Raw genomic sequence first — 26,560 nt, 5'->3', positions numbered from 1 at the left:
GATATTTACCTAATGTTGATCAGTGTATCGAACAGCTGGCTGGCGACCTGCATCACTTTGCCGCAAGCCTGGTACGCCTGCTGGTAGCGTAACAGATTTGCCGCTTCCTCATCGAGATTCACACCGGACACGCTCTCCCGCTGCGCGGTGGCCTGGCTCACGGCGGCGTCGGCGGCGCTGCCGCTGATCTGCGCCTCGCGCGCCTTGTTGCCGACGAAGTTGACCATCTGCGCGTAGCTGGTCTGGTAGGTGGCGTTGCCGTTGTCGAGGATGTTCTTGGTCTGCAGGCCGGCCAGCAAGGCGCCGTTGCGGCTGTCGCCGACGCCGCTGGTGTTGGGGCCGACACTGAACGTGTCGAGGTCGGCCGGGGTGCCGCTGATGTTGAAGTTGATGCCGCCGAAGCTGATCGCCGCGCCATCGGTGTAAGGGATCGTCGGCGTGCCGGCCGGATACACGGTGGCCACGCCGTTGACGGTCACCGTCACATCCTGCGCCGGCGGGAAGCCCGACAGCGTGCCGGTGGCCTTGTCGAAGGTCAGCGTGACCGGCGCGGCCAGCGCGTTGCCCGGCGTCAGGTAGTTGGCGTCGACGGTGCCGGCCGTGATCTTGCCGTTGCCGGCGTTGGTGGTCGGCGCGCCGGTGGCGATCGGCGCGGCCAGCGCGATCTTGCTGCGGTCCTGGATCGCCACGCTGAAGTCGTTGGCGGCGTTGTAGGTCGGCCGCACCAGGAAGTTATCCTTGGTCACCGGCGAACCGCTGATCGTGTAGTCGACGCCGTCGATGGTTTGCGGCACCGTCTGCGGGAACGGATTGATCTGCGTGATCTGGCCGTCGCTGAGGCGGGTGACGTTGAAATTGGTGCCGTCGAAATCGACGCTGTAGTCGCTGGCGGTCAGCTTGCTGGCGTCGGTGACGACGGCGCTGACGGTGGCCGTGCTGAGCGGCGAGTTGTTCTGGTTGACGCCGATGTAGGCGTTGATCGGGCCGAAGAACGGCGTGCCGGGGGCGCCATTCTGGTCCTGGCCCAGCACGTGCTGTGCATTGAAGCTGACGGCCAGCGCGGCCGCCACCTGGCCCAGCGAATTCTGCGCGCGGTCCATGGTGCCGTCGCGGAATTGCAGCAGGCCGCCCAGTTGGCCGCCGCTGAGCACGCTGTCCGGCAGCGGGCTGAAGGCGCCGCTTGCCGTCTGGTAGCCGACGGTGACGCGGCTGGCGTCGGTCGGCGAGGTGGAGGTGCCCAGCTGGAACGCGGTGTTGCCCACCACCAGCGGCTGGCCGGTGCCGATCTCGACGGTCAGCGTGTTGTTGTCGCCCGGGATGACGGTGGTCTTGACCAGCTTGTTCAGCTCGGTCAGCATCTGGTCGCGGTGGTCCAGCAAATCGTTGGGCGCCTTGCCGTCCGTGGTCAGGCCGGCGATGGTCTGGTTCAGCGCCGCGATCTCCTTGGCGTAGGAATTGATTTCACCGACGCTGGAGGTGATCTGGCCGTTGACGCCGGACGCGATTTCCGACAGGCGCGCGCTCAAGCCCTGGAAGCGCGAGGCCAGCGAATCGGCGGTCGACAGCATGGCCTGGCGCGATGCCGCCGAGGCCGGGTTCGAGGTGGCGTCCTGCACGCCGTTGAAGAAGTCCTGCAGCGCCGGCGACAGGCCGGCGGTCGGGTCGGCCAGCAGGTTGTCGATCTGGCTGACCTGCTTGGTGTAGGCGTCCAGCGAAGCCTGGTTCGATTCGGCGTTGCGCAGCTGGACCGCGAGGAAGTTGTCGTAGTAGCGGCGCACGGCCGTCACCTCGGTGCCGCTGCCGACGAAGCCGAAGCCCTGGTCCTGCGTGGCCGTGTCGGACTGGATCGCGACCTGGCGGCTGTAGCCAGCCACGCCGGCGTTGGTGATGTTGTTGCCGGTGGTCGACAGACCTACCTGGGCTGCCAACAAACCGCTCTTACCGATGCTGAGGAGACTGGACATGATTTTTTACTCTATCTGTGATGGGTTACGGCACATCGCGCGCAAACCTTAATGGCTGGTCTAACCGGCCAGCGAGCGCTTGATGATGCTGGTCAGCTTGCTGGCGTAATGGGGATCGGTGGCATAGCCGGCCTTTTGCAGCCCCTGGGCGAAGCTGCTGGCGTCGCCCGCGCTGGCCAGGACTTTTTCGTAGCGCGGATTGCTGGCCAGCAGCTTGCCGTAATCCTTGAAGCTGTCGCTGTAGCTGTCGTAGGCGCGGAAGCGCTCGACCCTGGTCTGCGCCTTGCCGTTGACGTATTCGGTGGTGGTGGCCTCGACCACCTTGCCCTTCCAGTCGCCGCCGGCCTTGATGCCGAACAGGTTGTGGCTGTTGGTGCCGTCGCGGCCCTTGATCTCGCGCTTGCCCCAGCCGGACTCCAGCGCCGCCTGGCCCAGCATGAACTTGGCCGGGATGCCGGTCGTGCGGCTGGCTTCCTCCGCATGCGCGCCCAGCTTTTCCTGGAAGTTGCGCACGTGCGTGGGCTGCGTGCTTTTGATGGTGGCAGGCACGGCGCTGTTGTCGTCAACCGATCCCACGGCGCCGGGACCGCCGGCGGCCGCGATGGCGCGCTGCAGCTTGGCGTCCATCAGGCTGGCGGCGCCGGCAAAGCTGCCGCCGTTGACGCCGCTGGCGCTGTCGCCGGCCTCGCCGCCGATCGCCAGCGCCTGCTTGTCGGCGGTCTTCGACAGCTGGCGTATCAGCATGTCGGACAGGCCGATGCCCTTCTTGGCGATGTTCTGGCTGGTCTGCTGGTCCAGCATGGTGGTGAACATCTTGGTCTGCTGGCTGTCCATCATGCCGTCCTGCGGCGTGGCGTCGCGCATGCTCTTCATCATCATGTTGACGAACATGGCTTCGAATTGCGTCGCGGCCGTCTTCAGCGCCTCGGGGCTGCCGGCCTTGGCCGACTGGCGCAGGCTGCCCATGTCCTTGACGTCGAGCGCGAACTTGCTGCTGAGGTCGTTGGAGGTGTTGCTTGAGTTCGTCATGACGGCCCCCGGCTTAAATGATTTCCAGCTCGGCGCGCAGCGAACCGGCGGCCTTCATCGCCTGCAGGATGGCCAGCAGGTCCTGCGGCGTGGCGCCGATGGCGTTGAGCGCCTTGACCACGTCGGCCAGCGAGGCGCCGCCCTTGACCAGCATGACCTTGCCGCTGTCGGCCTTGATGCCGACCTGCGGGTTCTGCGTGACCACGGTGCGGCCGCCCGACAACGGGTTCGGCTGGCTGACCTGGGTGTCGGCGGTGACCGAAATCGACAGGTTGCCGTGCGAGATCGCGCAAGTGTCCAGCGTGACGGCGCGGTTCATCACCACCGAACCGGTGCGCGCGTTCATGATGACCTTGGCCGGCTGCTCCGCCGGATTGACCTGCATGTCCTGCAGGGTGCCGATGAAGGTCACGCGCTGGTCGCTGCCGCTGGGCGACTGCACGCGGATCACGCGGCTGTCCAGCGCGTAGGCGATGCCGGGGCCGTACTTGTCGTTGATCGCTTCGACCACGCGGCTGGCGGTGGCGAAGTCGGCGGTGTTCAATTCCAGCTTGATGAAGTTGCCCTCGCCCAGGCTGGACGCGACCGCGCGCTCGACCGTGGCGCCGCCGGAAATCTTGCCGACGCTGAGGTGGTTGACGGTCAGCGAACTGCCGCCGCCACCGGCGCCCCCGGCCTGCACGCCGACGCCGCCGACCAGCACGTTGCCCTGGGCCATGCCGTAGACCTGGCCGTCGGCGCCTTTCAGCGGCGTCATCAGCAGGGTGCCGCCGCGCAGGCTCTTGGCGTTGCCCATCGACGACACGGTGATGTCGAGCGTCTGGCCCGGCTGCGCGAACGGCGGCAGCGACGCCGTCACCATCACGGCGGCGACGTTTTTCAATTGCAGCTGCGTGCCCTGCGGCAGGTTCACGCCCAGCTGCTGCAGCATGGAGACCACGCTTTGCACGGTGAACGGGGTCTGCGTGGTCTGGTCGCCGCTGCCGTCGAGGCCGACGACCAGGCCGTAGCCGATCAGCTGATTCTGCCGCACGCCGGCGATGCTGGCCAGGTCGCGCAGGTGCTCGGCGCGGCTGAACGGCGCCAGCAGGGACAGGCAGACCAGCAGCGCGGCTTTGAGTTGGGATGTTTTCATGATGGTCAGAAAGGCAGCAGGCTTTGGAAGAAGCGCGAGGCCATCGAGGCCATCTCGGCGCGGTCGATCTGGCTGTTGGTGCGGTACTCGACGCGGGCGTCGGCCACGGCGGTCGATTGCACGGTGTTGCCGGTGGCGATGTTGTCCGGGTTGACCATGCCGGAGAAGCGGATGAATTCCACGCCCTTGTTCATCGCCACCTGTTTTTCGCCGGCGACGATCAGGTTGCCGTTGGACAGCACCTCGACCACGGTCACGCCCATGGTGCCGGTGAAGGTGTTGCTGGCGGACTGGTTGTCGCCGTCGGCGTACTTGCTGTCGTTGGTCACCGACAGCGGATTGCCGAAGGTCGATTGCAGCGGCTTGGGCATGGTCGCGCTGACGCTGCCCGACTTGTTGCCCGAGCTGGCGCCGGCCTTGACGGCCGAGGTTTTCTCGGTGATGACCAGGGTCAGCACGTCGCCCACGTGGCGCGCGCGGCGGTCTTCGAAGATCGGGCGGAACGCGGCGTTCTGGTAGATCGCGCCGTTGCTCGGCGCGGCGGCCAGCTGCTCGGTGTTGAGCGGGCGGGCCGACATCGGCATTTGCACGATGGAGGTCGGCGTGGTCATGCAGCCGCTCAGCAGCAGCAAGCAGGTGACGGAAGTGATGGAAGTGAAGACATATTTCATGATCATGGTCCTTGCAGTGCGTTACAGCTGCGACAGCTTCTGCAGCATCTGGTCGGAGGTCGTGATGGCCTTCGAGTTGATTTCGTAGGCGCGCTGGGTCTGGATCATGTTGACCATTTCCTCGACCACGTTGACGTTCGACGTTTCCACATAGCCTTGCAGGATCACGCCGGTGCCGTTGGTGCCCGGCGTATTGGCTTGCGGATTGCCGGAGGCGCCGGTTTCCACGTACAGGTTCTCGCCCTTCGATTCCAGCCCGGTCGGGTTGATGAAGGTCGACAGCTGGATGCTGCCGATCTGCTGCGGCGCCACCTGGCCCGGCAGGGTGACCGACACGGTGCCGTCGCGGCCGACGGTGATCGATTGCGCGGTGATCGGGATGGTGATGGCAGGCTGCAGCACGAAGCCGCTGGAGGTGACCATCTGGCCGTTGTTGTCGCGCTGGAAGGAGCCGTCGCGGGTGTAGGCGGTGGTGCCGTCCGGCAGCAGCACGTTGAAGAAGCCGTTGCCGTTGACCATCAGGTCTTTATCGTTGCCGGTCGACTGGGGATTGCCTTGGGTGTGCACGCGCTCGATCGCCACCGGCCGCACGCCGGTACCCAGCTGCATGCCCGACGGCAGATTGGTCTGCTGCGACGACTGGCCGCCCGGCTGGCGGATGTTCTGGTACAGCAGGTCCTCGAACACGGCGCGCGACTTCTTGAAACCGTTGGTGCTGACGTTGGCCAGGTTGTTGGACGTCACGTCCAGCGCGGTCTGCTGCGCTTCCATGCCGGTCTTGGCGATCCACAGTGAACGTATCATGATGCTTCTCCCGTTGCTTGGACGGGAGCCGTCAAAAGCGACAGCTACTCATCCCACGCAACCATTATGCGGGAGAGGTCATCAACTCAAAGCGAGGATCTGGGTGGCTTTTGCGGCGTTATTCTCGGCGTTCTTCAGCAAACTCATTTGCATTTCGAACTGTCTTGCCAGGCTGATCATGTTGACCATGGAATCGACCGGATTGACGTTGCTGCCCTCGAGCGCGCCGTCGACCACGCGCACCGCCGGGTCGTTGTCGGCCGGCAGGCCGCTGGTCTGGCGGAACAGGCCGTCGTCGCCGCGCACCAGGCCCTTGGGGTCGGGATTGACCAGCTTGATGCGTCCCAGCACGTTGGCCGGGCCGGGCTTGAAGTCGGTGGAAATGGTGCTGACGGTGCCGTCGCCGGCCACCATCACCGTCACGTCGGGCGGGATGGCGATCGGGCCGCCGTCGCCGACCAGGGTCTGGCCGCCCGAAGTCTGCAGCAGGCCGTTCTCGCTGATCTTCAGGCTGCCGTTGCGGGTATAGGCTTCCGAACCGTCGGCCGACTGCACCGCCAGCCAGCCCTGGTCGCGCACCGCGATGTCGAGCGGACGGCCGGTGGTCTGGATCGGGCCGGCGCGCATGTCGGCGCCGACCGTCGAGTCGACCACGAAGGCGCGCGTCGGCAAGCCCTCCGACACCACCGGCACCGCCCGAAAACTGTCGAGCTGTGCGCGGAAGCCGGTGGTGGTGGCGTTGGACAGGTTGTTGGCAACGGTGGCTTGCTGCTCCATCACGTGCCGCGCCCCTGTCATCGCGGTATAAACCAGGCGGTCCATGGCTATCTCCGATTAACGCTGTGCATTACCGCAGATTCACCAGCGTCTGCAGGATCGAATCCTCGGTCTTGATGGTCTGCGCATTGGCCTGGTAGACGCGCTGCGCGGTGATCATGTTGACCAGTTCGGCCGTCAGGTCGACGTTCGAGGTTTCCACCGAGCTGGCGCGCAGCGAACCCATCGAGCCGGCGTTCGGCACGCCCACGCTTGGAGGACCCGAGGACGAGCTTTCCGCCCAGGCGTTGTTGCCCAGCGGGGTCAGGCCGTCGACGCTGGAGAAGTTGGCCATCGCGATCTGGCCCATCGGGCGCGACTTGCCGTTGCTGTACTGGCCCAGGATCACGCCGTTCTCGTCGATCGCGTAGCGCTGCCAGGAACCGGCCGAGTAACCGTTCTGGGTCGAGCCCAGGTCGTTGGTGACGCTGCCGTACTGGGTGGTCTTGTCGAAGGTGGTGCTGACCGTCATCGGCTGCTGGGCGCCGGTGTCGGGGAAGATCGGCAGCTGGATCTGGAACGGCAGCGTTTGCGGCACGGTCGCCAGCGCCATCGCTTCCGGATCGAGCGAACCGTTCTTGTTGAACAGCAGCGTGCCGGCTTTCACGGCCGGCACGGTGATGGCGGCGGCCAGCTTGGCGTTGATGGCGTCGGGCGTCATGCCGGTGATCGAACCGCTGCCGGTCGGGTCGAGCGCGGTGGCCGCGGCGGCCAGCGCATCGAGCTGCGCCTGGGAGGCGGCGGCCGGCGGCGTGCTGGCTGCGGTGGTCATCGCTGCTGCGGCGGCGATCGCATAGGCGCCGGCGGCGGCGGCGATGGCGGCCGGATCCGGCGGCGTGGCGCGCACGGCGTCGTTGTACAGCGCGCGGGCGTCGAGCGTGGGCTGGTCGGTGTTGATCGCGGCGGCCACGCCGGCCGAGACGATTTCCTTGTTGTCGGCGGCGGCGTAGACGTCCCAGGTGTTGGCGTCGGTCTTGACGTAGTAGGTCGTCATGATGTGCGACGTGCCCAGGCTGTCGTACACGTTCAGCACGGTCTGCTTGTTGTAGCTGGTCGGATCGCTGGCATCGAACGGGATGGTGGCCGGCACTTTCTCGGCCGAGCTCAGATTCAGCTGGAAGTTCGCTTCGGTGGTCTGCACCGGCGTCAGGTCGGACTTGTCCAGGGTCAGCGGCACCGGCGCGCCCAGCTGGATCACGCCGGCCGCGTTCGACAGGTAGCCGGTCAGCTGGGCGCCCTGGGCGTTGACCAGGGTGTGGGTGTTATCTTCATGGAACTGGCCGTTGCGCGAATACTGCACCGCGCCGTTGACCACTTCGCGGAAGAAGCCGCCGCCGTTGATCGACACGTCCAGCGGGTTGCTGCTGGTTTCGATATTGCCCTGGGTGAACTGCTGGGCCAGCTTGGCCGTCGTCACACCGATACCCGGGTTGTTGCCGGACACGCCGTTCAGCGAATTGGCGTACAGGTCGGCGAACTGCGCCTGCGAACTCTTGAAACCAACGGTGCTGGCGTTGGCGATGTTGTTGCCGATGACGTCCAGCGATTTGGATGCTGCGTTCAGGCCGCTAAGTCCTTGTTGGAACATGGTATTCCCCTATGCTAGGTGTGACTGCTTTACAAAACTTCTTTGACTTCGGACATCGTGTACTGCCCGAGCGAGGTATTCAGTTTGACGCCGCCGCTGCCGGTCGACACGCTGGCCACGGCAGCGAGCTGCAGCGGCGTCGAGTCGGTCAGCGTCTTGCCGGCGCTGACGGCCTTGACGGTGAAGGTGTAGCTGCCGGCCGGCGCGGTGGTCTTGCCGTCGGTGGTGCCGTCCCAGGTGATCGGGTAGGTGCCGACGTCGGCATTCTTCATGGTCATCGTGCGCACCGTGGTGCCGGCCTTGTCCTGGATCGCGATCTCGACGCTTTCGGCGGGCGAGGCCAGGTCGAAGCCGAACACGCTGCTGCTGGTGGTCTTGCCGGCGTCGTCGGTGCTGCTGGCCAGTTCGATGCCCTTGCCGGCGATCAGCACGCCCTTGCCGATCAGGTTGGTCGCGGTCAGCGATTGCGCGCTGGCCTGGTCGGTGCGCAGCGATTCCAAGGTGGCGTTGACCTTGTTGATGCCGGTCACGGTCGACAGCTGGGCCAGCTGGCTGGTCATGGCCGCGTTGTCCATCGGGTTCAGCGGATCCTGGTTCTTCAGCTGCGTCACCAGCAGCTTCATGAACTTGTCCTGGTCCGCGCCGACGTCGTCCGTCGCGGTGCTGCTGGTGGTGGGCACGCTGTTGGTGGCCGCCGCTTTGGGCGTATCGATCACGCCTCCGATTAAACTCATGATGACCTCTTAATTAAGACTGACCGATGGTCAGTGTTTTCAGCAACAGCGTCTTGGCCGCGTTCATGGTCTCGACGTTGGTTTGATAGGAGCGCGAGGCCGACAGCATGTTGACCATCTCGTCCACCACGTTGACGTTGGGCATGGTCACATAGCCCTTGTCGTCCGCCATCGGATGCTTGGGGTCGTACATCTGCTTCATCGGCGACTGGTCCTCGACCACCTGCTTGACCCGCACGCCGGTGGAGGCGCCGCCGTCGGTCGGCGTGGTGGCCTCGAACACCACCTGGCGCGCGCGGTAGGCCTCGCCGCTGGCGCTGGTGGCGCTGTCGGCATTGGCCAGGTTGGACGCCACCACGTTCAGGCGCTGCGCCTGCGCGCTCATGGCCGAGCCGGAAACATTAAAAATATTAAACAGCGACATGATCAGCTACCTCCCTGTATCGCCGCCATCATGGTCTTGATCTGGGCGTTGATTGCGGTGATGCCGGCCTCGTAGCGGACGGCGTTATCGGCGAACTGGTTGCGCTCGACGTCCATGTCGACCGTGTTGCCGTCGACGGCCCCCTGCACCACGCCGCGGTACAGCAGCGGCGTGCCGTCCGCCATCGTGGTGCCGTCTTGCCGGGGGTTGGGGAAATGCTTGCCGGCGGTGGTCTTCAGCGTGGCGTTGGCGCTCGGGCTGGCCTTGTCCAGCGCGGCCTGCAGCGCGCTGGTGAAGTCGATGTCGCGGGCCTTGTAGTTGGGCGTGTCGCCGTTGGCGATGTTCGAGGCAAGCACGGTCTGCCGCTGCGAGCGCAGGCTCAGCGCGGCTTCGTTGAAACGCATGTAATCGTCGAGTTTCCCAACCATGACATCCCCCAATGGACGAACTTGTTATGACAGGATCGATGATACGGAGGTCTTCCTGGTAACCATCGGGCGATAAGCACATGCTTTTCGGTCCTATTCAAGGCTTCAAGTTCAGGCCGCCAGAATATGATGGCAACATTGAAGGGGAAACCTACGCCATGAAATCAAGCCGACTCTTACTTACCGCCGCCCTGCTCACGCTGACCGTGGCGGCGCACGCCCAGCCCGCCTATCAGGACGCGGCCGCGCTCAAGCGCACCGTCGAGCAGTTCCTGCAGGTGCAGAGCGGCGGCCTGCCCGGCCAGGTGACGGTGACCGTGGGCGCCATCGACCCGCGCATGAACCTGGCCGCCTGCCCCGATCCGCAAGCTTTCTTCATGCCCGGCGCGCGCGCCTGGGGCAAGACCACCGTCGGCGTGCGCTGTGCGACACCGGCGGCCTGGACGGTATATATTCAAGCCAACGTCACCGTGGTGGGCGACTACATCGCCAGCGCCGCGCCGCTGGCCCAGGGCCAGGCCATCGCCGCCAACCAGCTGGTGACCTTGAAGGGTGATTTGACAATGTTGCCTGCAGGTATAGCCACCGACATGGCGCAGGTGATCGGCCGCAGCACCAATATTTCGCTGCCGCCGGGCACCCCGCTGCGGCTCGACACGCTGCGCAGCAAGCCGGTGGTGCAGTCCGGACAACTGGTGCGGCTGGTGTCCAGCGGCAACGGCTTTTCCGTGTCGGCCGAGGCGCGCGCCATGAGCACGGCGGGCGACGGCCAGGTGGTACAGGTAAAAACTTCCGGTGGGCAACAAATCACCGGGATCGCCAAGGCGGGCGGGCTGGTGGAGGTGGCGTTCTGACGGGCGCCAGGGGTCTGGAGCAAGGGGCGGCGCTAAAGTTTTGCGGGACGCCGCCGTTACATACTCAGATCCCGGAGTTTCGTACTCCTACCCGAGAAGGATATGGCTGTGAAAATTAACGATACATTAAAGAGCACGACCGGCTTGCCGTCGTCGACGCCCGCTTCCACCTCGACCGCGCGCGGCGCGGACAAGGCGGCGGCACCGTCGACCGCGGCAACCTCGGACAGCGTGCGCCTGTCGCCGCAAGGGCAGGCATTGGCGGCCAGTGCTGCCAGCGGCAACGGCGCGGTGTTCGACACGAAAAAAGTCGAACGCATCAAGCTGGCGATTGCCGATGGCCAGTTCCAGGTCAACTCGGAAAAAGTGGCGGATGGCTTGCTCGATACGGTCAAGGATCTGCTGCACTCAAGGAAACGATAGGACCATCATGTCAACCGCTACCCCGCTGAACAGCCTGCGCGAAGAACAACAGATCATGACGACCCTGCTGGGCGTCCTGAAGCAGGAGCAGCAATACCTGGTGGCGGCGGACCTCGACAGCCTGACGGCCGTCACGACCAAGAAATCGGCCCTGGTCACGCAGATGACCTTGTTGTCCGCCCAGCGCCACCGCGCCCTGGGCAAGGCCGGCTACCCGGCACAGGAATCGGGCATGGATGCGTGGATCGCCGCCAGCGGCGCCGATGCCGCCGAAGCGGCCCCGCTGTGGAAAACGCTGCTGGAGCAAAGCCGCGAAGCCAAGGAACTGAACCGCATCAACGGCATGTTGATCAACAAGCAGATGGGCCATACGCAGGGTGCCTTGCAGGCGTTGCGTCCGCAGGGCGGCGCGGCGAATAATTTCTACGGCCCCGGCGGCATGTCCACCACCCTGCCCCGCAGCCGCGGCTTCCTCGCCGGCTAAGCTTCTTACTTTCCTTATTGCGCCGGCGCCTGCGTCGGCAATTCCGTTACCGTATCCGGCAGTCCCGACAGTATCGTCACCGCCACGCGGCGGTTGCGCGCGCGGCCGATCGCGTTGTCGTTGGACGCCACCGGCACGTTCGAACTGAAGCCGACCGCGGTCAGGCGCTCCGGCGCCACGCCGGCGTCGATGAACAGCCGCACCACGCTGCTGGCGCGCACCGCCGACAATTCCCAGTTGGACGGGAACAGCGCGTTGCGGATGGGCTGATTGTCGGTATGGCCCTCGACCTGCACATTGTGCTCGTCGTTTTTCAGCAGGCCGGCGACGGCGCGCAGCGCTTCGGTCGACTCATTGGTCAGGCGCGCGTCGCCCGGATCGAACAGCACCGAGGCGTTGATCTCGACGCTGACGCCGCGGCTGTTCTGCGTCACGCGCACCTTGCCCTCCTTGACCAGCGGCGCCAGCGTGGACAACAAGTCCTGCGCCAGCTTGGTCATGTGCTCTTTTTCCTTGCGCAGCATCTCGGTGCGGCGCTTCAGGCCTGGATTGGGGATCGGCAGGTTCTGGATCTGCGTGTTAATCGGCTGTGCCGCGCCAGCGCCGCCGAAGGCATCGCCCAAGGCGTCGGAGAAAACCTTGTATTTTCCGATATTGACGGAGGAAATCGCGTACATGACGACGAAGAACGCGAACAGCAGCGTGATGAAGTCGGCGTAGGAGATCAGCCATCGCTCATGGTTCTCCGGTTCGTCGTCGAACTTCCTGCGCGCGCGCCGGTACTGCATGTCAGTGCTCCCGCAGCAGCGTGGCGATGCGTTCGTCGATGACGCGCGTGTGGTCGCCGGTGGCGATGTCGTAGAACACGGCGGCAGCGATTTCCTGCTGGTGCACTTCCTGCGTGACGATGGCCTTGAGCTTGTTGGCGATCGGGTAGAACAGCAGGTTGGCCAGCCCGACGCCGTAGATCGTCGAGACGAAGGCGACCGCGATGCCGGAACCGAGCTTGCTCGGATCGGTGAGGTTTTCCATCACGTGGATCAGGCCCAGCACCGCGCCCAGGATGCCGATGGTCGGCGAGTAGCCGGCCGCCGATTCCCAGATGCGCACCGCCTGTCTTTCCTCGGTTTCGTAGGCGGTGATTTCGGTGTCGAGGATCTGGCGCAGCTTGTCGGGATTGATGCCGTCGACGATCAGGCGCAGGCCCTTGGTGTTGAACTGGTGCTTGGAGGCGAGCATGTAGCGCTCCAGCGACAGCAGGCCGTCGCGGCGCGCGGCCAGGTTCCAGGCGTTGATGTCGCGCGCCAGCACGGCGCGGGTGTCGGCCGGCGGCGCGAACACCAGCCGCAGCATCTGCAGGCCGCGCACAAAGGTGCGGAAGCGGGTCTGCAGCAGCACGGCGCCGAAGGTGCCGACCACCACGATCGCAAACGCGGCCGGCTGCAGCAGCGAAGAGAGCTTGCCGCCTTCAAGCGACTGGCCGATGACGATGCCGGCCAGCGCCAGCAGCACCCCGGCTACGCTGGCCCAGTCCAAGACCGCTCCCGGAGTGAGGCGCGCAGGCGCGCCACGGCTTGCGTGTGCAGCTGCGACACGCGCGATTCCGATACGCCCATCACGGCGCCGATTTCTTTCAAGTTGAGCTCCTCCTCGTAGTACAGCCCCATCAGGATCTTCTCGCGCGGCGGCAACGCGTCGATGGCGTCGATCACGGCCTGGCGGAAGTCGCCGTCCAGCAGCGAGCGCAATGGGTCGCTGTCTTCATCCGAGCAGTAACGGTCGAGGAAGCTGTCGTTGCCGTCGTCGTCGTGGAAATCCTCGTAGTACACCAGCTGGTGGCCGCCGCCGTCGGACAGCATTTCCTGGTAGTCGGCCAGCGACAGCTTGAGCATCTTGGCCACTTCCGACTCGGTCGGCGGATGGCCCAGGCGCTGCTGCAGGGTGCTCATCGCGGTCTCGATCTTGCGCATGTTCTGGCGCATGGAGCGCGGCAGCCAGTCGCTGTTGCGCAGTTCGTCGAGCATGGCGCCGCGGATGCGCAGCACGGCGTAGGTTTCAAACTGGGCGCCATGGGTTTCCTCGTAACGGCTGATGGCGTCGAGCAGGCCGATCATTCCGGCTTGCACCAGATCGTCGACTTCGACGCTGGGCGGCAGTTTCGCCTTCATGTGATGGGCCAGGCGCTTGACCAACGGCATATGCTCCGTCAGCAAAGAATCCTTGTCCGCTTTCCCTTTGACCGTGTACATAGGCTGTTTTTGTGTTAATTGAGCGCCAAAATAATGCTGTTACTCCTCAAGGAAACGCCTTCTATTGGAATGAAGGCGAGCCAGCCAGCGCGAAGCGCCCCGCCAGTTGACGAAACGCCACCGAAGCCCCGGCCAGCGGAAACGCATCGACCACCGCACGCCCCAAGCGTGCCGCGCGCTGCAGGTATTCATCCGCCGGCACCGACCCCATCGAAACGAGGTTCACGGCGAGGTATCGGCTGGCTGCCTGTGCCATATTATCGTATACCACCTTTGCCTCCGATTCGGAAGCCCCGGTGACCAGAATTCCGAATGGACGGCGTCCCAGCTCCTGGTTCAGGCGCTTGATCATACTGTACGCGGCCTTGATCGAGGTAGCGCTATTCGATACCTGGACCACGATTTCCGAACTGGCCATGACCGGCACCGGGAAAGCCTCGCCGTCGAATTCGCCGTCGACGATGACGATGCCGGTCTGCTTGGCCAGCACGTCGAAAGCCTTGGCCAGGCGGCGGGTTTCGTCAGGGCCGCAGCGCGGCTGGCCGCGTGTCATCGACGCCACAGCGAAGCCTTGCGGCACCTGGTGTATCACCTGATTCAGTCCGCATTCCTGGCGCGCCACGTTGAGCAGGCTGGCGCCGCCGTCGACGCCGAGGCGTGAGGCCACGCCGTGGGCGCTGGCGCAGGCGTCGACCAGCAGCACGTCGTTGCCGGCGCGGGCCAGCGAGGCGCCCAGGTTGACCAGCATGGCGCCCTTGTCATCCTGCGGGGTGGCCGACAAAAAAGTGACGATGCGGGGCTTGGGCCCCGCCAGCATGCGGCGCAGTCCCTCCGCCTGGTCGAAATCGAAATTAGCCAAGGTGCACCTCGCGCAGCGCGCCGGCATTGCCCGCATTGCTCATCAACAGCGGCAGTTCGGCGTCCAGGTATTGGCTGTTGACGACGTCGCGCTTCAGCTTGAAAGCGCGGTCGATCAGATAGGCCGGATCGGCCAGGTGCAGGTCTTCCGGCACGCGCTGGCCGTTCGACACGTAGAACAGGTTCAGTTTCTGGCGGATCACCACGTCCAGCACGTTGCCGATGGCGGCCGCTTCATCGAGCTTGGTCATGATGCAACCGGCCAGGCCGCTGCCCTGATACGCGCGCACCACTTCGTTCAGGGTTTCCTGGGTGGCGGTGGCGTTCAGGCACAGCAGGCGCTTGACGTCGGAGCCGGCGCCTTGCAGCATCGACACCTGCTCGGTGACCATCTGGTCGCGCTGGCTGACGCCGACGGTGTCGATCAGCACCGTGTGCTTGTTTTTCAGTTCCTTCAACGCGATGCGCAGGTCGGCTTCGTCCTTCACCGAGTGCACCATCACGCCGAGGATCTTGCCGTAGATGCGCAGCTGCTCGTGGGCGCCGATACGATAGGCGTCGGTGGTGATCAGGGCCAGCTTGTCCGGGCCGTGGCGCATCACGCAGCGCGCGGCCAGCTTGGCGGTGCTGGTGGTCTTGCCGACGCCGGTCGGGCCGACCAGCGCGAACACGCCGCCCTGGTCGATCAGCGCTTCTTCGTTGGCCATGGTCGACAGGTTGCGGGTCAACACGGTCTTGATCCAGCGCAGGCTGTCGGCGGCGTCGCGGTTGGCGGGCATCTTGTCGAGCAGGTAGCGCGCCAGGCTGGCGGAGAAGCCGGCGGCCAGCATTTCGCGCAGCACGGCGGCTTTCTGCGGTTCACGCGCCTGCGTCGCGCCCCAGGAGATTTCGGCCAACTGGGTTTCCATCATGCCGCGCATGGCGCGGATTTCGCTCATCATGCCGTGCATTTCGGCGGCGGCGTTTTCCTTGGCGCTGGCGACGGCGGCGGCCACCATCGCGGCGATCTGGTCGACGTCGACCGATGCCTTGGCCGGCGCTGGCGCGGCAGCGGCGGCCTTGGTGGCGGTGGCGAACGACGAAGCCGAAGCCACCACGCGGCGCACCGGTTGCGCTGGCAGGGATGGCTGGGCGGCTGGCGCCGGCGTCGGGTAGTTGGTTTCCATGCGCGGCTCGAAGCGGGAATCTGTACGCGATTCCATGCGCGGTTCCATGCGTGACTCAAAGCGCGGCTCGATGCGCTGGTCGGCGCGGCCTTGCGGCACGGCGGTATTCAGGTCGAGCGACGGCGCCGGATCGGCCATCGGCGTATGGGGCGCCGGCATGGCCAGCGAGGCGGCATCGTCGTTGGCAAGGGCGAGAATTTCAACACCACCGTCGGCCTGGCGGTTGGACAGGATCACGGCATCGGGGCCGAGCGATTCGCGGACTTTGCGCAGCGCTTCGCGGGACGTCGGTGCGGTAAATTTTTTCACGTTCATGGCCGTCTCTCAGGGAACTGGATGGAGCAGCGCGTCTTCCGGATGAGACGCCTTTACTCGACAGTGCCATTATTGACGATGCACTCTGGAAACGATCCATTGAACAGGGGGGCAAATGGGCCGCATTTCGCTATTGCGGCCGGGGCGGCCTAGCCGCTCCGAAAAACGTCGGCCAGCGACCGCGCATCGACAAAGTTCGCGCCCCAGACGGACAGTTGCTCCGCGGTCGCCGTAGCCAACCGCTCCCGCACATCCCCACCGAGCTCGCCGAAACGCCTTGCCAGCAACTCGGCAAGCAACTCCGCCCGCCCTTCTTGCCGTCCTTCTTCCAGTCCTTGTTGCATGCCCTTTTTCATGCCAATTTCCATGCCTATGCGCTCTATCGAAGACAGGTAAGTCATGGTCTTCCTCCTTTCCATTTGCAGGATGCCCTCCCGCAATCGTGCTTCAAGTCCCTGTGGCAAACGCATGATCCAATCGATCACTCGGTACAAATTAATAATACGCTGCTTGCCCCAGTCACGCTGATACAAAAGCTTGGTCAGGCGCCACTTGGCGATGCGCCGCCGATGGATGCTATTCCGGGTCTGCCGCGCTTGCAGATAGGCGACGGTAACCAGTGCAAAGGGATTCGGATGCATCTCCAACTCAGCGATCCGATCGGAAAAATCCCCCAGTTTGACGACAGGAAATCTGATCCCCATTTCGCTGCCAAGCAGGCGGTAACCGAACGTATCCGGTCGCCAGCGCTTGCTATCATCCGTCAACAACGCCAGGCTGGCGACCGCGCGGCGATAGCGATCATAAGCGCGATAATTGTAGACAAATATGCGCTCGGCAAAATCGCGGTCATGCCAGCCCTGCACCTCCAAGTGCACCAGCACCCACTGCTGCCCGCCATCGACCAGATGTACGCTGACCAGCTTGTCGAGCAAGCGCTTGCCCAGCTCGGCATCGCGGGTCAGCGCCGCAAACTCCTGGTCGAGAAAGGCGTGCGGCCGCGACCACTCGATGGCCGCGTGCGCCGAAGGAAAATAGAAAGCCATGAATTCCGGAAAGTGGTGCGTAACCACTTCCTTCCACGGCGTGTCGTAGTCGTCGTTGTCCATGCGAGCAGTCTAGGCTGCCCGCATGGACGCGTCCGCGACCGCGTCAAACTTATGCCGGCTGCTGGCCCACCAGCGCCGTCACGCGGATGGTCTTGGTCTCCGGAATCTCGGCATGTGACAGCACCTTCAACTGCGGCAAGGCGCGGCGCAGGAAGCGCGACAGCAAGGCGCGCAGCGGTCCCGGCACCAGCAGCACCGGCGTCAAGCCCAGCGCTTCCTGCTGCGCGGCGGCCTGCTGCGCCTGCTGCGCGATGGTGTCGGCCAGGCCGGGTTCGATGCCCGCCCCGTCCGGACCGCTGGCCGCCAGCGCCTGCATCAGCAAGCGTTCCAGGCGATTATCCAGGGTCATCACCGACAACTCGCTGGCGCCCGGGAACAGCTGCTGCACGATCGCCCGGCCCAGCGCGATGCGCACCAGCGCCGTCAGGTCGTTCGGATCCTGCGTATGCACGGTATGCTCGGCCAGGGTCTCGATGATGGAGCGCATGTCGCGGATGTGCACACCTTCCACCAGCAGGTTTTGCAACACCTTCTGCAGGGTCGACAGCGACACCATCTTCGGCACCAGGTCTTCCACCAGCTTGGGCGCGTCCTTGCCCAGATGATCCAGCAGCGCCTGCACTTCTGCGCGGCCCAGCAGTTCGGAAGCGTGGGTGGTGATCAGGTGGTTCAGGTGGGTCGCCACCACGGTGCCGGCGTCGACCACCGTGTAGCCCATGCCCTGCGCCTGGTCGCGCAGATTGGCGTCGATCCAGGTGGCGGGCAGGCCGAAGGCCGGATCGCTGGTCACCAGGCCTGGCAGGGTACCGCTGGCCATGCCCGGATTGATCGCCAGGAACTGTCCGTTGAAGGCCTCGCCGGTGCCCACCTCCACGCCCTTGAGCGTGATGCGGTAGGCCGACGGCTTGAGCTCCAGGTTGTCGCGGATGTGCACCGGCGGCGCCAGGAAGCCCACCTCCTGCGCGAACTTCTTGCGGATGCCCTTGATGCGCTTGAGCAGCTCGCCGCCCTGCGTCTTGTCCACCAGCGGTATCAGGCGATAGCCCACTTCCAGGCCGAGGGTGTCGACCGGCATGATGTCCTGCCAGCTGGCCTCTTCCTGCTCCGGCGCGGCGGCCGGCGCGGCGGCGGCCTCGGCCGCGGCCACCTCGGCGGTCTTGCCGGCGGCGGCCTTGCGCGTCATCAGGTAGGCGGAACCGGCCAGCACGCCGGCCAGCAGCAGGAACACCAGGTTGGGCATGCCAGGAATCAGGCCCATGCCGCCGATGATGGCGGCGGTGATGTACAGCACCTGCGGCTTGGCGAACAACTGCCCCACCACCTGGGTGCCGATGTCCTGCTCGCTGGCCACGCGCGACACCACGATACCGGCCGCGGTCGAAATCACCAGCGACGGGATCTGCGCCACCAGGCCATCGCCGATGGCCAGCAGCGTGTAGTTCTTCAGCGCGTCGGCAAAGGTCAGATCGTGCTGCAGCAGGCCGACCAGCAGGCCGCCGACCACGTTAATCACCGTCACCAGGATGCCGGCCACGGCATCGCCGCGCACATATTTGCTGGCGCCGTCCATGGCGCCGTAGAATTCCGCCTCCTGCGCCACTTCGCTGCGGCGCTTGCGGGCGTCGGCTTCGCCGATCAGGCCGGCATTCAGGTCGGCGTCGATCGCCATCTGCTTGCCCGGCATCGCGTCCAGGGCGAAGCGCGCGCCCACCTCGGCGATACGGCCCGCACCCTTGGTCACCACGGTGAAGTTAATGATCGTCAAAATAATGAAGACCACGATGCCGACCGTGTAGTTGCCGCCGATCAGGAAGTGGCCGAAGGCCTCGATCACCTTGCCGGCCGCGTCGGCGCCGGTGTGGCCTTCGGTCAGCACCACCCGGGTGGACGCCACGTTGAGCGACAGGCGCAGCATGGTCGACACCAGCAGGATGGTGGGGAAGGCCATGAAATCGAGCGGCTTGACCGTGTACAGGCTGGTCAGCAGCACGATCACCGCCAGCGCGATGTTGAAGCTGAAGAAGATGTCGAGCACGAACGCCGGCAGCGGCAGCACCATCATCGCCAGCAGCATGATGATCAGGATAGGCGCGGCCAGGCTGCTCTTGTTGCGGCTATTGGCTATGCCTTGCATCCATGGCGGCAGTTTCAGGTTGCTCAGGGCGTTCATGCGGATGCTCCGTTATTCAAATCAGGTTTTTTGCCATGCTTGGGCACAAAGGCCGGGTCCAGCGGATCGAGCTCCGGCGGCACGTCGAGTTTCTTCGGTATGTCCGGACGGTTGCCGCCGCCCTTGCTGAACAGGCGCAGCTGGAACACATAGGCCAGCACTTCGGCCACGGCCGAGTACAGCGCTTCCGGAATCTCGTCGCCGATCTCGGTGTGCTTGAACAGCGCGCGCGCCAGCGGCGGCGCTTCCAGCATCGTCACCTTGTGTTCCCTGGCGATCTCGCGGATCTTCGCGGCCACCTCGTCGGTGCCCTTGGCCACCACTTTCGGCGCGCCGCGCATGCCGTCGCTGTATTTCAGCGCCACCGCGTAGTGGGTCGGGTTGGTCACCACCACGTCGGCGGTCGGCACGTCGGCCATCATGCGGCGCTTGGCCATCTCGCGCTGCAGCTGGCGGATCTTGGCCTTGACCTGCGGGTTGCCGTCCGATTCCTTCGACTCCTGGATCAGCTCCTGGCGCGTCATCTTCAGCTTGTTCGCGTAGTGCCACATCTGGTAAGGGCCGTCAATGGCGGCGATCAGGCCCAGCGCGCCGGTGATGAACATGAAGCTGCTCGCCAGCATGTCCAGCACGTGCACGGTGCCCAGCTTGAGCGGCTCGACCGCCAGGCCGATCACGGCGTCCTTCTGCTTCATCACCACCAGCCAGGCGACGAAGCCGACCACGATGGCCTTGGCCAGCGCCTTGAACAGCTCGACCAGCGCGTTGGTCGAGAACATGTTGCCGATGCCGTTGACGGGATTGAGTTTGCCGAAGTTCGGCATGAAGGCCTTGCCGCTGAACAGCCAGCCGCCCACCAGCAGCGGCGACGCCAGCGCGACGACCATCACGGCGATGCCCAGCGGCAGGCAGGCGATCATCACCTGCACCACGTCGACCAGGATGCGGTTGAGCAGCACGTCGGAATCGAAAATCTGCTCCTGGTTCAGCGACAGGCCGGACACCAGGGTGGCGTTGAGCTGGCGTATCAGCCCGCCGCCGGTCATCCACAGGCCGGCGCCGGCCGCCATCAGCACGGTGAACGTCGCCACCTCGCGCGAACGCGGAACGTCGCCTTCCTCACGCGCCTGCTCGAGGCGCTTCGGTGACGCGGGTTCGGTCTTTTCTGCGTCGCTGTCTTCTGCCATGGAATCTGCCTGCTGCGTGGGTTGATGTCGACCATGACATTATCGGGCGCGGCAGTAAGAGACCATCGGTGGAATACGCCGGTATTTCCGTGGCTACTCGTTAATTCCTTACGGCAAGCTTGACGGTCTGCTCGATGGCGCCAAACACGGATTTGCCATCGTTCAGCATTTCGATGCGGATGGTGTCGCCGAAGGCCATGAACGGCGTCACCGGCTCGCCGCCGGCGATCATTTCCAGGCAGCGCTGCTCGGCGATGCAGGAATAGCCGCGCTTGGCGTCCTTGTTGGACACGGTGCCCGAACCGACGATGGTGCCGGCCCGGACGTTGCGCGACTTGGCCAGGTGGGCGATCAATTGCGGGAAATTGAACGTCATGTCGACGCCCGCATGCGGCTTGCCGACCAGCTTGTCGTTCCAGGTCGACAACAGCGGCAGGTGCACCTTGCCGCCCTTCCAGGCGTCGCCCAGCTCGTCCGGCGTGACGGCGACCGGCGAGAAGCTGGTGGCCGGCTTGGACTGCACGAAGCCGAAGCCCTTGGCCAGCTCGTCCGGAATCAGGTTGCGCAGCGACACGTCGTTGGCCAGCATCAGCAGGCGGATGCGCTGGTGCGCCTGGTCGGGCGTCGCGCCCATGGGCACGTCGTCGGTGACGACCGCCACTTCGGCCTCGAAATCGATGCCCCACTCCTCGCGCAGCAGCGCGATGTCGTCGGTCGGACCGAGGAAATCGTCGCTGCCGCCCTGGTACATCAGCGGATCGTCCCAGAACGAGGCCGGCATCTCGGCGCCACGCGCCTTGCGCACCAGCTCGACGTGGTTGACGTAGGCCGAACCGTCGGCCCACTGGAACGCGCGCGGCAGCGGCGCCATGCAGTTGGCCGGCTCGAAGTCGAAGCTGCGGCGGCCGCGGCCGTGGTTCAGGTCCAGGTAGATCGCTTCCAGCTGCGGCGCGATGAAAGTCCAGTCATCGAGCGCGCGCTGCAGCGTGCGCGCCACGCCGTCGGCCAGCTGCGCAGTCTTCAGGTCGCGCGAGACCACCATCAGCTGGCCGTCGCGGGTGCCGTCCTTCAGGGTCGCCAGCTTCATGCGGGGGCCAACATCGAGAGTTGCTCCGGCGTCAAGTAGCACCACTCGCCCTCGGCGATGCCCAGCGATTCCAGGGTCAGCGTGCCGATGGCGGAGCGGTGCAAGGCGCTGCAATGGTTGCCGGCGGCCGCCAGCATGCGCTTGACCTGGTGGTATTTGCCCTGCTCCAGCACGATTTCCAGCTGGTGCTCGCCGCGCTTGACGCAGGTTTGCGCGGCCAGCGGCGCCGGTTCATCGTGCAGCTGCACGCCGGCCAGCAGCTGCGCGACCAGCTCGTCGGTCACCGCTTCCTGCGTCGTAGCCTGGTAGATCTTCGGCACGTGGCGCTTCGGCGACGATTGCGCATGGATGAACGGACCGTCGTCGGACATCAGCAGCATGCCGGTGGTGTCGTGGTCGAGCCGGCCGACCGGCTGCACTTCGCGCCAGCTGAATTGCTCGGGCAGCAGGGTCAGCACGCCCGGATGGTGGCTGGGCTTGCGCGAGCATTCGAAATTGGCGGGTTTGTTCAGCGCGATGTACAGGTGTTCGCGGTAAACCCATTCCTCGTCGAAGATGGTCAGTACCAGGCCGTCGGTCTCGACGGCTTCCTTGTAATTGTCGTGCACGACGCCGGCGATGCTGACTTCGCCATCCTCGATGAGGGAGCGGCAATACTTGCGGGTGCCGTAACCTTGCGATTGCAAGATGCGGTCTAGGGATAGTTTACTCATGGTCCGGATTTTACAGGATGCGACTATCAGCGGGAAGCCGCGCGGAAGTGGGCCGGAAAGCGGTGCCGGGCATGAAGCTTCATTGATACATATCAAGTGTCACGGCAAATTGTATTGATAGTATGAAACTACATTAGGAATCGGCCTAATGAACTAGGAATTACTCAGCAGGACATACCATGACTACCTCCCTCACCGTGAGCCCGGCGGCGCAAGAACAGGCCGCCACGCACAGAACCGGTCTGCTGTTGGTGCGCTGCCGCTGCGGCACCGCACCCGACGAGGGGCCGGCCACCGCGCTGGCCATCTGGCACGCGACCCGGCAGGCGCACTTTTTGGCCTGGCTCGATGCCGGCGGTTTCGGCCAGCCCGAGCCGCAAACCGACGCGCCAATTGAAAACAGCGGCATTGCGCCGCTGTTCTCAGCCCCATTACAGGACTCTTTACGAGGAATCGAAATTCTCTCTACTCCGCATTCGTGATGCGGCCAGTAGTTCCATCAAACTGAATCAAGTTCGTGCTGACAACAAGATAAACTGTTTATATCGGCCCCCTTGGAAAGAACTACAAAACCACTATAGTTCACCAAATCGGATATGCAAGCCGAAAAAAGGCTGGATTGATAATGTTAATCGGCAGGCCAGTCTTGTTAGTCGCGACTCAACGCAGACTGGGCCTGACGTTATCCACCGCCGCCTTCACCGCGCCGGCGCCCATTGCTGCGCCAAATTTCTTCAGCACGCGCTCAGGCAAGCCTTCATGCTGGGTATAGTCAATGATGTCCTCGGCCTTGACGACGTCGCGCGCCACGCTGTCGACGGTGCCGAAGGCGTCGGCCAGGCCCATATCGATGCTGCGGGCGCCGGTCCAGAACAGGCCGGAGAACATTTCCGGCGTTTCCTTCAGGCGCTTGCCGCGGCCGCTGCGCACCACCTGGATGAATTGCTGGTGGATCTCGTTGAGCATGGTCTGCGCGTATTGCTTGTTTTTTTCGGTCAGCGGGCTGAACGGGTCCATGAAGCCCTTGTTCTCGCCGGCCGTCAGCAGGCGGCGCTCGACGCCGACTTTTTCCATGATGCCGGTGAAGCCGAAGCCGTCCATCAGCACGCCGATCGAGCCGATGATGCTGGCCTTGTTGACGTAGATGCGGTCGGCGCCGGCGGCGATGTAATAGCAGCCGGACGCGCAGATCTCGTCGACCACCACGTACAGCGGCTTGGCCGGATAGCCCTTGCGCAGGCGCACCATTTCATCGACGATCATGCCGGCCTGGACGGGGCTGCCGCCGGGACTATTAATATGCATCACCACGGCCACCGAGCCGCTGTCGGAAAACGCCTTGTTCAGCGCCGGGATCACCACCGACGCCGCGCCGCTGCCCTCGGACTCGATGGCGCCCTCGATTTCGATCAGCGCCGTATGGCGGCCCAGCGTTTCGCCGTCCGAGCCGGTCCAGCTGATGTCCAGGTAAGCGCTCAGGGCGACCACGATCACCAGCAGGGTGACCGCCTTGAAGAAGATGCCCCAGCGGCGCGCCGCCTTCTGCTCCTTCAGCGTGGCGAATACCAGCTTTTCCAGCACTTCGCGCTCCCAGTTGGAGGCCGTCACCTGCGGCTTGGCCGGGAGCGGGGTTGCGGAGGGGGCGCTTTTTTCGCCGCCAATGCCGTTGTCGCCGTTTTCGCTGATGTTATCGCTCATAGTCGTCTTTTAGTATGTTCAGGCGCGCACGGGGCGCACATAGTCGTCCGGTTGCCAGTAGATCTGCTGCTCGCGCTCGACCACGCCGATCGGACGCAGGCGCCCGCCCCGGCAGGGGCCGCCGGCGCACAAGCCGCTTTCCGGCACATAGATCGCGCCGTGCGTCGAGCACATGATGTACAGCTTGCTGGACTCGAAGAACTCGCCTTCGGCCCAGTCCAGTTCAATCGGCACGTGGGCGCAGCGGTTCAGATAGGCGTAAGCCTTGCCACCGTAGCGCACCACGAAACCGGTGGCATCCTCGCCGCCGGCGGTCAGCGCAAAGCGCACTCCCCTGCCGCCTTCCTGCACGGCGTCGGAGGCGCAGACCAGGATCTGCTCGTCCGCCATCACGCGTACTCGCTCAGCCAACGATGCAACTCCGCCACCGTGGCGGCCGAATACAGCGGATTGCAGGCGGCCAGCTGGTCGACCGGATGGGCGCCGTACTGCACCGCCACGGCAGCCGCGCCGGCGTTGTTAGCCATCAGCAAATCATGCGAAGTATCGCCGATCATCACCGTACGGCGCATATCCTGACCCAACTCCCGCGTCAGCTCCTGCAGCATGGCCGGGTGCGGCTTGGAGAAGGTTTCGTCCGCACAACGGGTGGCGTCAAACATCGACAGCACCTTGACGTCGTTCATGGCGCGGTTGAGGCCTACGCGGCTCTTGCCGGTCGCCACGGCCAGGAAATAGCCGTTCTGCGACAGCTCCGTCAGCATGTCCATCACGCCGGGGAACAGCGTCAATTCATGGTCGCGCGACAGGAAGTGATAGCGATACCGCTCCACCATCCGCGGATAGTAGGACGGATCGACTTCCGGCAGCACCGCCTGCATGGCCTCATGCAGGCCGAGGCCGATCACGTGGGCCGCAACATCGTCGCGCGGTATCGGCAGGGACAGGTCGCGCGCCGCCGCCTGTATGCATTTGACGATCGTTGAGGTGGAATCCATCAACGTACCATCCCAATCGAAGACGATTAGATCAAATTGCTTTCTTGCCATGTGTTCCGGCCGCGACGCAGGCCGGCTCCTTCATAATATTTGCGATTAGTTAAGAGGTTTTCCCAAGCTTACCAAGAATCGCTCGCATTCGGCGGCCAATGGCGCGTTCAACGTCATGATTTTTCCGGAATCCGGATGGGTGAACGTGATCTGGTGCGCATGCAGGAACATCCGCTTGAGCGCGCCGCGTGTGGCGTCGGCCTTCAGCAAGGCGCGGTTCAGGGCAAAATCGCCGTATTTATCGTCACCTACGATGGCGAAGCCGGAAGATGACAGGTGCACGCGGATCTGGTGGGTGCGTCCGGTCTTCAGCTCGGCTTCCAGCAGCGCGAAATCCTTGAATTTCTTCAACAGCGTGAACACCGTGTGCGAGGGCATGCCCTCGGCCTGCACCGCGACGCGGCGTTCGCCGTCGGCGGTGGTGTACTTGTGCAGCGGCAACTTGATGTGCTGGCGCGCGTTTTTCCAGTCGCCCGCCACCATCGTCAGGTAGCGCTTGTCGGTATGGCCGTCGCGCATCTGCTCGTGCAGGCTGGTCAGCGCCGAACGTTTCTTCGCCAGCAACAGCAAACCGGAGGTGTCGCGGTCCAGCCGGTGCACCAGTTCCAGGAACTTGGCGTCCGGACGCGAGGCGCGCAACTGCTCGATCACGCCGAACGACACGCCGGAACCGCCGTGCACGGCCACGCCGGCCGGCTTGTCGATCACCAGCAGGTGGGCATCCTCGAAAATGACCTTGAATTCGGCGGCCGGCACATGGGTGGTGTCGGCCTTTTCCGCGATGCGGACCGGCGGAATACGGACGATATCACCCTGTACCAATCGGTACAATTGATCGATGCGCCCTTTGTTAACACGCACCTCTCCCGAACGCAGGATGCGGTAGACGTGGCTTTTCGGCACGCCTTTGCAAACGCGCAACAGATAGTTATCGATGCGCTGACCGGCTTCTTCTTCAGTAATTGTGACGAATTGTGCTTGCAGCGGAATCGGCAGGCGATCCTGCGGTGTTGAAGGTGGGTTAACATCATTTTGTTGCTTCATTTGCTCTGTCTTCCCAGAAATCTCTCTAAGTCCTTCATTTTGAATATATAATTGTTTCGCTGCGGTTCAATCTGCGGCAAGGTGTAAGAATAAAAGCACATTTTACACAGGGGCGTCTCCACTGGCCTCGCCAAATTGCAAATTCAGAGGAAAAAATGTATACGCACCACCCCTGCCGGAATCAAGGTTGCACCGTTGTTGTAATCGGATGCCGGCAAGGATGCTGAATCGGATTGATTGGATTGTAAGGATAAAGTCCGGCCAGCTTGGTCAAGAGCCAAGCTGGCCGGTAGATGAAGTTGATAACGCTTGCCGTTTTCGCCAGACCCCATGCTTTGCTGCAAGCTCGATGGAAGGCTGAAACAAGCCTGATGCATTGTTACTTCGCGAAGTTGCGATACTTGTAGTACGTAGGCTTGGCCAGGATTTGGCTCTCAACGACGCTGTTCACCGCCCGCATTTCTCTGCCGCCCCCACGGGCCGCATGGATGAGTTGCAGGTGATGCGAGCACAGCGGCATGTCGATCGACCTCATGCGCCCAGTTGCGGCCGCAACGCGGA

The 26,560-nt window shown here is 64.2% G+C and carries 28 protein-coding genes; 4 read left to right on the top strand and 24 right to left on the bottom strand.

Features of this window, described 5'->3' with window-relative positions; all coding sequences use genetic code 11:
• Positions 1-5: 5 nt before the first annotated feature.
• The 10 genes from flgK to flgB all read right to left on the bottom strand — a co-directional run bounded on the left by flgK (position 6) and on the right by flgB (position 9,593).
• Positions 6-1,964 carry a flagellar hook-associated protein FlgK gene (gene flgK / locus ACCD07_RS22915; RefSeq protein WP_176654184.1) on the bottom strand — a complete coding sequence of 653 codons (1,959 nt, stop codon included), beginning with the start codon at positions 1,962-1,964 and terminating at the stop codon, positions 6-8.
• Positions 1,965-2,024: 60 nt separating this feature from the next.
• Positions 2,025-2,993, bottom strand: coding sequence for a flagellar assembly peptidoglycan hydrolase FlgJ (gene flgJ, locus ACCD07_RS22910; RefSeq protein WP_413448654.1), 969 nt, complete (start codon positions 2,991-2,993; stop codon positions 2,025-2,027).
• Between the two features lie 13 nt (positions 2,994-3,006).
• The gene (locus ACCD07_RS22905; protein WP_176654182.1) at positions 3,007-4,128 is read right to left on the bottom strand and encodes a flagellar basal body P-ring protein FlgI; all 1,122 of its coding nucleotides are present in this window, start codon (positions 4,126-4,128) and stop codon (positions 3,007-3,009) included.
• A 5-nt stretch (positions 4,129-4,133) separates the two neighbouring features.
• The gene (locus tag ACCD07_RS22900) at positions 4,134-4,799 is read right to left on the bottom strand and encodes a flagellar basal body L-ring protein FlgH (protein ID WP_353403219.1); all 666 of its coding nucleotides are present in this window, start codon (positions 4,797-4,799) and stop codon (positions 4,134-4,136) included.
• Positions 4,800-4,820: 21 nt separating this feature from the next.
• The gene (flgG, locus tag ACCD07_RS22895) at positions 4,821-5,603 is read right to left on the bottom strand and encodes a flagellar basal-body rod protein FlgG (protein ID WP_176654181.1); all 783 of its coding nucleotides are present in this window, start codon (positions 5,601-5,603) and stop codon (positions 4,821-4,823) included.
• A gap of 81 nt (positions 5,604-5,684) precedes the next feature.
• Entirely contained in the window at positions 5,685-6,425 is a 741-nt protein-coding gene (flgF, locus tag ACCD07_RS22890; protein WP_176654180.1) for a flagellar basal-body rod protein FlgF, read from the bottom strand.
• A gap of 25 nt (positions 6,426-6,450) precedes the next feature.
• Entirely contained in the window at positions 6,451-8,007 is a 1,557-nt protein-coding gene (locus ACCD07_RS22885) for a flagellar hook protein FlgE (RefSeq protein ID WP_353403221.1), read from the bottom strand.
• A gap of 29 nt (positions 8,008-8,036) precedes the next feature.
• The gene (locus ACCD07_RS22880; RefSeq protein ID WP_413448653.1) at positions 8,037-8,741 is read right to left on the bottom strand and encodes a flagellar hook assembly protein FlgD; all 705 of its coding nucleotides are present in this window, start codon (positions 8,739-8,741) and stop codon (positions 8,037-8,039) included.
• Positions 8,742-8,754: 13 nt separating this feature from the next.
• Positions 8,755-9,165: a flagellar basal body rod protein FlgC gene (gene flgC, locus ACCD07_RS22875; protein WP_176654177.1), complete on the bottom strand. Its 411-nt coding sequence runs from the start codon at positions 9,163-9,165 to the stop codon at positions 8,755-8,757.
• Between the two features lie 2 nt (positions 9,166-9,167).
• Positions 9,168-9,593: a flagellar basal body rod protein FlgB gene (gene flgB / locus ACCD07_RS22870; RefSeq protein ID WP_353403222.1), complete on the bottom strand. Its 426-nt coding sequence runs from the start codon at positions 9,591-9,593 to the stop codon at positions 9,168-9,170.
• Positions 9,594-9,751: 158 nt separating this feature from the next.
• On the opposite strand from flgB, the gene flgA reads away from it, so the two are divergent.
• From flgA to ACCD07_RS22855, 3 genes are all read left to right on the top strand, one after another.
• Positions 9,752-10,447 carry a flagellar basal body P-ring formation chaperone FlgA gene (flgA, locus tag ACCD07_RS22865; RefSeq protein WP_176654175.1) on the top strand — a complete coding sequence of 232 codons (696 nt, stop codon included), beginning with the start codon at positions 9,752-9,754 and terminating at the stop codon, positions 10,445-10,447.
• 108 nt (positions 10,448-10,555) lie between these two features.
• Positions 10,556-10,870 (top strand): flagellar biosynthesis anti-sigma factor FlgM, encoded by a 315-nt coding sequence (flgM, locus tag ACCD07_RS22860; RefSeq protein ID WP_176654174.1) that lies wholly within the window; start codon positions 10,556-10,558, stop codon positions 10,868-10,870.
• Between the two features lie 7 nt (positions 10,871-10,877).
• Positions 10,878-11,354, top strand: a complete 477-nt coding sequence (locus ACCD07_RS22855; RefSeq protein WP_176654173.1) for a flagella synthesis protein FlgN — start codon at positions 10,878-10,880, stop codon at positions 11,352-11,354.
• A 14-nt stretch (positions 11,355-11,368) separates the two neighbouring features.
• Here the strand turns inward: ACCD07_RS22855 and motD are convergent, their stop codons facing one another.
• The 10 genes from motD to ACCD07_RS22805 form a co-directional block, all read right to left on the bottom strand.
• Positions 11,369-12,142, bottom strand: coding sequence for a flagellar motor protein MotD (gene motD, locus ACCD07_RS22850; protein WP_176654172.1), 774 nt, complete (start codon positions 12,140-12,142; stop codon positions 11,369-11,371).
• A gap of 1 nt (position 12,143) precedes the next feature.
• Positions 12,144-12,890 carry a flagellar motor protein gene (locus ACCD07_RS22845; protein ID WP_176654171.1) on the bottom strand — a complete coding sequence of 249 codons (747 nt, stop codon included), beginning with the start codon at positions 12,888-12,890 and terminating at the stop codon, positions 12,144-12,146.
• Positions 12,872-13,603 (bottom strand): RNA polymerase sigma factor FliA, encoded by a 732-nt coding sequence (locus ACCD07_RS22840; RefSeq protein WP_176654170.1) that lies wholly within the window; start codon positions 13,601-13,603, stop codon positions 12,872-12,874. Before ACCD07_RS22840 ends, ACCD07_RS22845 begins: the two co-directional genes overlap by 19 nt.
• A gap of 61 nt (positions 13,604-13,664) precedes the next feature.
• On the bottom strand, positions 13,665-14,462 hold the full coding sequence (locus ACCD07_RS22835; RefSeq protein ID WP_176654169.1) for a MinD/ParA family protein: 798 nt from the start codon (positions 14,460-14,462) through the stop codon (positions 13,665-13,667).
• Positions 14,455-15,942 (bottom strand): flagellar biosynthesis protein FlhF, encoded by a 1,488-nt coding sequence (gene flhF / locus ACCD07_RS22830; RefSeq protein WP_176654168.1) that lies wholly within the window; start codon positions 15,940-15,942, stop codon positions 14,455-14,457. The genes ACCD07_RS22835 and flhF overlap by 8 nt, the downstream gene beginning before the upstream one ends.
• A gap of 149 nt (positions 15,943-16,091) precedes the next feature.
• On the bottom strand, positions 16,092-17,051 hold the full coding sequence (locus ACCD07_RS22825; RefSeq protein WP_413448652.1) for an Rpn family recombination-promoting nuclease/putative transposase: 960 nt from the start codon (positions 17,049-17,051) through the stop codon (positions 16,092-16,094).
• A gap of 49 nt (positions 17,052-17,100) precedes the next feature.
• Positions 17,101-19,221 (bottom strand): flagellar biosynthesis protein FlhA, encoded by a 2,121-nt coding sequence (gene flhA / locus ACCD07_RS22820; protein WP_353403227.1) that lies wholly within the window; start codon positions 19,219-19,221, stop codon positions 17,101-17,103.
• Complete coding sequence (gene flhB / locus ACCD07_RS22815; protein ID WP_176654166.1) at positions 19,218-20,408, bottom strand: flagellar biosynthesis protein FlhB; 1,191 nt, start codon at positions 20,406-20,408, stop codon at positions 19,218-19,220. The genes flhA and flhB overlap by 4 nt, the downstream gene beginning before the upstream one ends.
• A 100-nt stretch (positions 20,409-20,508) precedes the next feature.
• Positions 20,509-21,495: a fumarylacetoacetate hydrolase family protein gene (locus ACCD07_RS22810; protein ID WP_353403228.1), complete on the bottom strand. Its 987-nt coding sequence runs from the start codon at positions 21,493-21,495 to the stop codon at positions 20,509-20,511.
• Positions 21,492-22,208, bottom strand: coding sequence for a pseudouridine synthase (locus ACCD07_RS22805; RefSeq protein WP_176654164.1), 717 nt, complete (start codon positions 22,206-22,208; stop codon positions 21,492-21,494). Before ACCD07_RS22805 ends, ACCD07_RS22810 begins: the two co-directional genes overlap by 4 nt.
• Positions 22,209-22,387: 179 nt before the next feature.
• On the opposite strand from ACCD07_RS22805, the gene ACCD07_RS22800 reads away from it, so the two are divergent.
• Positions 22,388-22,690, top strand: coding sequence for a hypothetical protein (locus tag ACCD07_RS22800; RefSeq protein ID WP_413448651.1), 303 nt, complete (start codon positions 22,388-22,390; stop codon positions 22,688-22,690).
• Positions 22,691-22,868: 178 nt separating this feature from the next.
• Here ACCD07_RS22800 and ACCD07_RS22795 read toward each other — a convergent pair whose 3' ends face one another.
• Genes ACCD07_RS22795 through ACCD07_RS22780 form a run of 4 tightly spaced genes read right to left on the bottom strand, consistent with a single transcriptional unit; the run spans position 22,869 to position 25,999 of the window.
• The gene (locus ACCD07_RS22795) at positions 22,869-23,906 is read right to left on the bottom strand and encodes a S49 family peptidase (protein WP_218087934.1); all 1,038 of its coding nucleotides are present in this window, start codon (positions 23,904-23,906) and stop codon (positions 22,869-22,871) included.
• An 18-nt stretch (positions 23,907-23,924) separates the two neighbouring features.
• Complete coding sequence (locus ACCD07_RS22790) at positions 23,925-24,296, bottom strand: Rieske (2Fe-2S) protein (RefSeq protein WP_413448661.1); 372 nt, start codon at positions 24,294-24,296, stop codon at positions 23,925-23,927.
• Positions 24,296-24,955: an HAD-IIIA family hydrolase gene (locus ACCD07_RS22785; protein ID WP_176654162.1), complete on the bottom strand. Its 660-nt coding sequence runs from the start codon at positions 24,953-24,955 to the stop codon at positions 24,296-24,298. Before ACCD07_RS22785 ends, ACCD07_RS22790 begins: the two co-directional genes overlap by 1 nt.
• 45 nt (positions 24,956-25,000) lie before the next feature.
• On the bottom strand, positions 25,001-25,999 hold the full coding sequence (locus ACCD07_RS22780) for an RluA family pseudouridine synthase (protein ID WP_176654161.1): 999 nt from the start codon (positions 25,997-25,999) through the stop codon (positions 25,001-25,003).
• Positions 26,000-26,560 lie beyond the last annotated feature (561 nt).

This window comes from Duganella sp. Dugasp56, assembly GCF_047304105.1.
Classification (GTDB): Bacteria; Pseudomonadota; Gammaproteobacteria; order Burkholderiales; family Burkholderiaceae_D; genus Rugamonas; species Rugamonas hordei.
The sequence above is the reverse complement of the archived record's forward strand: the minus strand, read 5'-3'. Positions and strand labels throughout refer to the sequence as shown.

What these genes read in the sequence shown, in the direction of transcription:
- flhB (WP_176654166.1), bottom strand. Translation starts at nt 20,408, where the DNA reads ATGGCAGAAGACAGCGACGCAGAAAAGACCGAACCCGCGTCACCGAAG.
- flgC (WP_176654177.1), bottom strand. Translation starts at nt 9,165, where the DNA reads ATGTCGCTGTTTAATATTTTTAATGTTTCCGGCTCGGCCATGAGCGCG.
- ACCD07_RS22790 (WP_413448661.1), bottom strand. Translation starts at nt 24,296, where the DNA reads ATGGCGGACGAGCAGATCCTGGTCTGCGCCTCCGACGCCGTGCAGGAA.
- ACCD07_RS22800 (WP_413448651.1), top strand. Translation starts at nt 22,388, where the DNA reads ATGACTACCTCCCTCACCGTGAGCCCGGCGGCGCAAGAACAGGCCGCC.
- ACCD07_RS22880 (WP_413448653.1), bottom strand. Translation starts at nt 8,741, where the DNA reads ATGAGTTTAATCGGAGGCGTGATCGATACGCCCAAAGCGGCGGCCACC.
- ACCD07_RS22805 (WP_176654164.1), bottom strand. Translation starts at nt 22,208, where the DNA reads ATGAGTAAACTATCCCTAGACCGCATCTTGCAATCGCAAGGTTACGGC.
- ACCD07_RS22905 (WP_176654182.1), bottom strand. Translation starts at nt 4,128, where the DNA reads ATGAAAACATCCCAACTCAAAGCCGCGCTGCTGGTCTGCCTGTCCCTG.
- motD (WP_176654172.1), bottom strand. Translation starts at nt 12,142, where the DNA reads ATGCAGTACCGGCGCGCGCGCAGGAAGTTCGACGACGAACCGGAGAAC.
- flhA (WP_353403227.1), bottom strand. Translation starts at nt 19,221, where the DNA reads ATGAACGCCCTGAGCAACCTGAAACTGCCGCCATGGATGCAAGGCATA.
- flgK (WP_176654184.1), bottom strand. Translation starts at nt 1,964, where the DNA reads ATGTCCAGTCTCCTCAGCATCGGTAAGAGCGGTTTGTTGGCAGCCCAG.
- flgF (WP_176654180.1), bottom strand. Translation starts at nt 6,425, where the DNA reads ATGGACCGCCTGGTTTATACCGCGATGACAGGGGCGCGGCACGTGATG.
- flgB (WP_353403222.1), bottom strand. Translation starts at nt 9,593, where the DNA reads ATGGTTGGGAAACTCGACGATTACATGCGTTTCAACGAAGCCGCGCTG.
- flhF (WP_176654168.1), bottom strand. Translation starts at nt 15,942, where the DNA reads ATGAACGTGAAAAAATTTACCGCACCGACGTCCCGCGAAGCGCTGCGC.
- ACCD07_RS22795 (WP_218087934.1), bottom strand. Translation starts at nt 23,906, where the DNA reads ATGAGCGATAACATCAGCGAAAACGGCGACAACGGCATTGGCGGCGAA.
- ACCD07_RS22855 (WP_176654173.1), top strand. Translation starts at nt 10,878, where the DNA reads ATGTCAACCGCTACCCCGCTGAACAGCCTGCGCGAAGAACAACAGATC.
- ACCD07_RS22825 (WP_413448652.1), bottom strand. Translation starts at nt 17,051, where the DNA reads ATGGACAACGACGACTACGACACGCCGTGGAAGGAAGTGGTTACGCAC.
- ACCD07_RS22780 (WP_176654161.1), bottom strand. Translation starts at nt 25,999, where the DNA reads ATGAAGCAACAAAATGATGTTAACCCACCTTCAACACCGCAGGATCGC.
- ACCD07_RS22840 (WP_176654170.1), bottom strand. Translation starts at nt 13,603, where the DNA reads ATGTACACGGTCAAAGGGAAAGCGGACAAGGATTCTTTGCTGACGGAG.
- ACCD07_RS22785 (WP_176654162.1), bottom strand. Translation starts at nt 24,955, where the DNA reads ATGGCAAGAAAGCAATTTGATCTAATCGTCTTCGATTGGGATGGTACG.
- flgJ (WP_413448654.1), bottom strand. Translation starts at nt 2,993, where the DNA reads ATGACGAACTCAAGCAACACCTCCAACGACCTCAGCAGCAAGTTCGCG.
- ACCD07_RS22900 (WP_353403219.1), bottom strand. Translation starts at nt 4,799, where the DNA reads ATGAAATATGTCTTCACTTCCATCACTTCCGTCACCTGCTTGCTGCTG.
- flgG (WP_176654181.1), bottom strand. Translation starts at nt 5,603, where the DNA reads ATGATACGTTCACTGTGGATCGCCAAGACCGGCATGGAAGCGCAGCAG.
- flgA (WP_176654175.1), top strand. Translation starts at nt 9,752, where the DNA reads ATGAAATCAAGCCGACTCTTACTTACCGCCGCCCTGCTCACGCTGACC.
- ACCD07_RS22885 (WP_353403221.1), bottom strand. Translation starts at nt 8,007, where the DNA reads ATGTTCCAACAAGGACTTAGCGGCCTGAACGCAGCATCCAAATCGCTG.
- ACCD07_RS22810 (WP_353403228.1), bottom strand. Translation starts at nt 21,495, where the DNA reads ATGAAGCTGGCGACCCTGAAGGACGGCACCCGCGACGGCCAGCTGATG.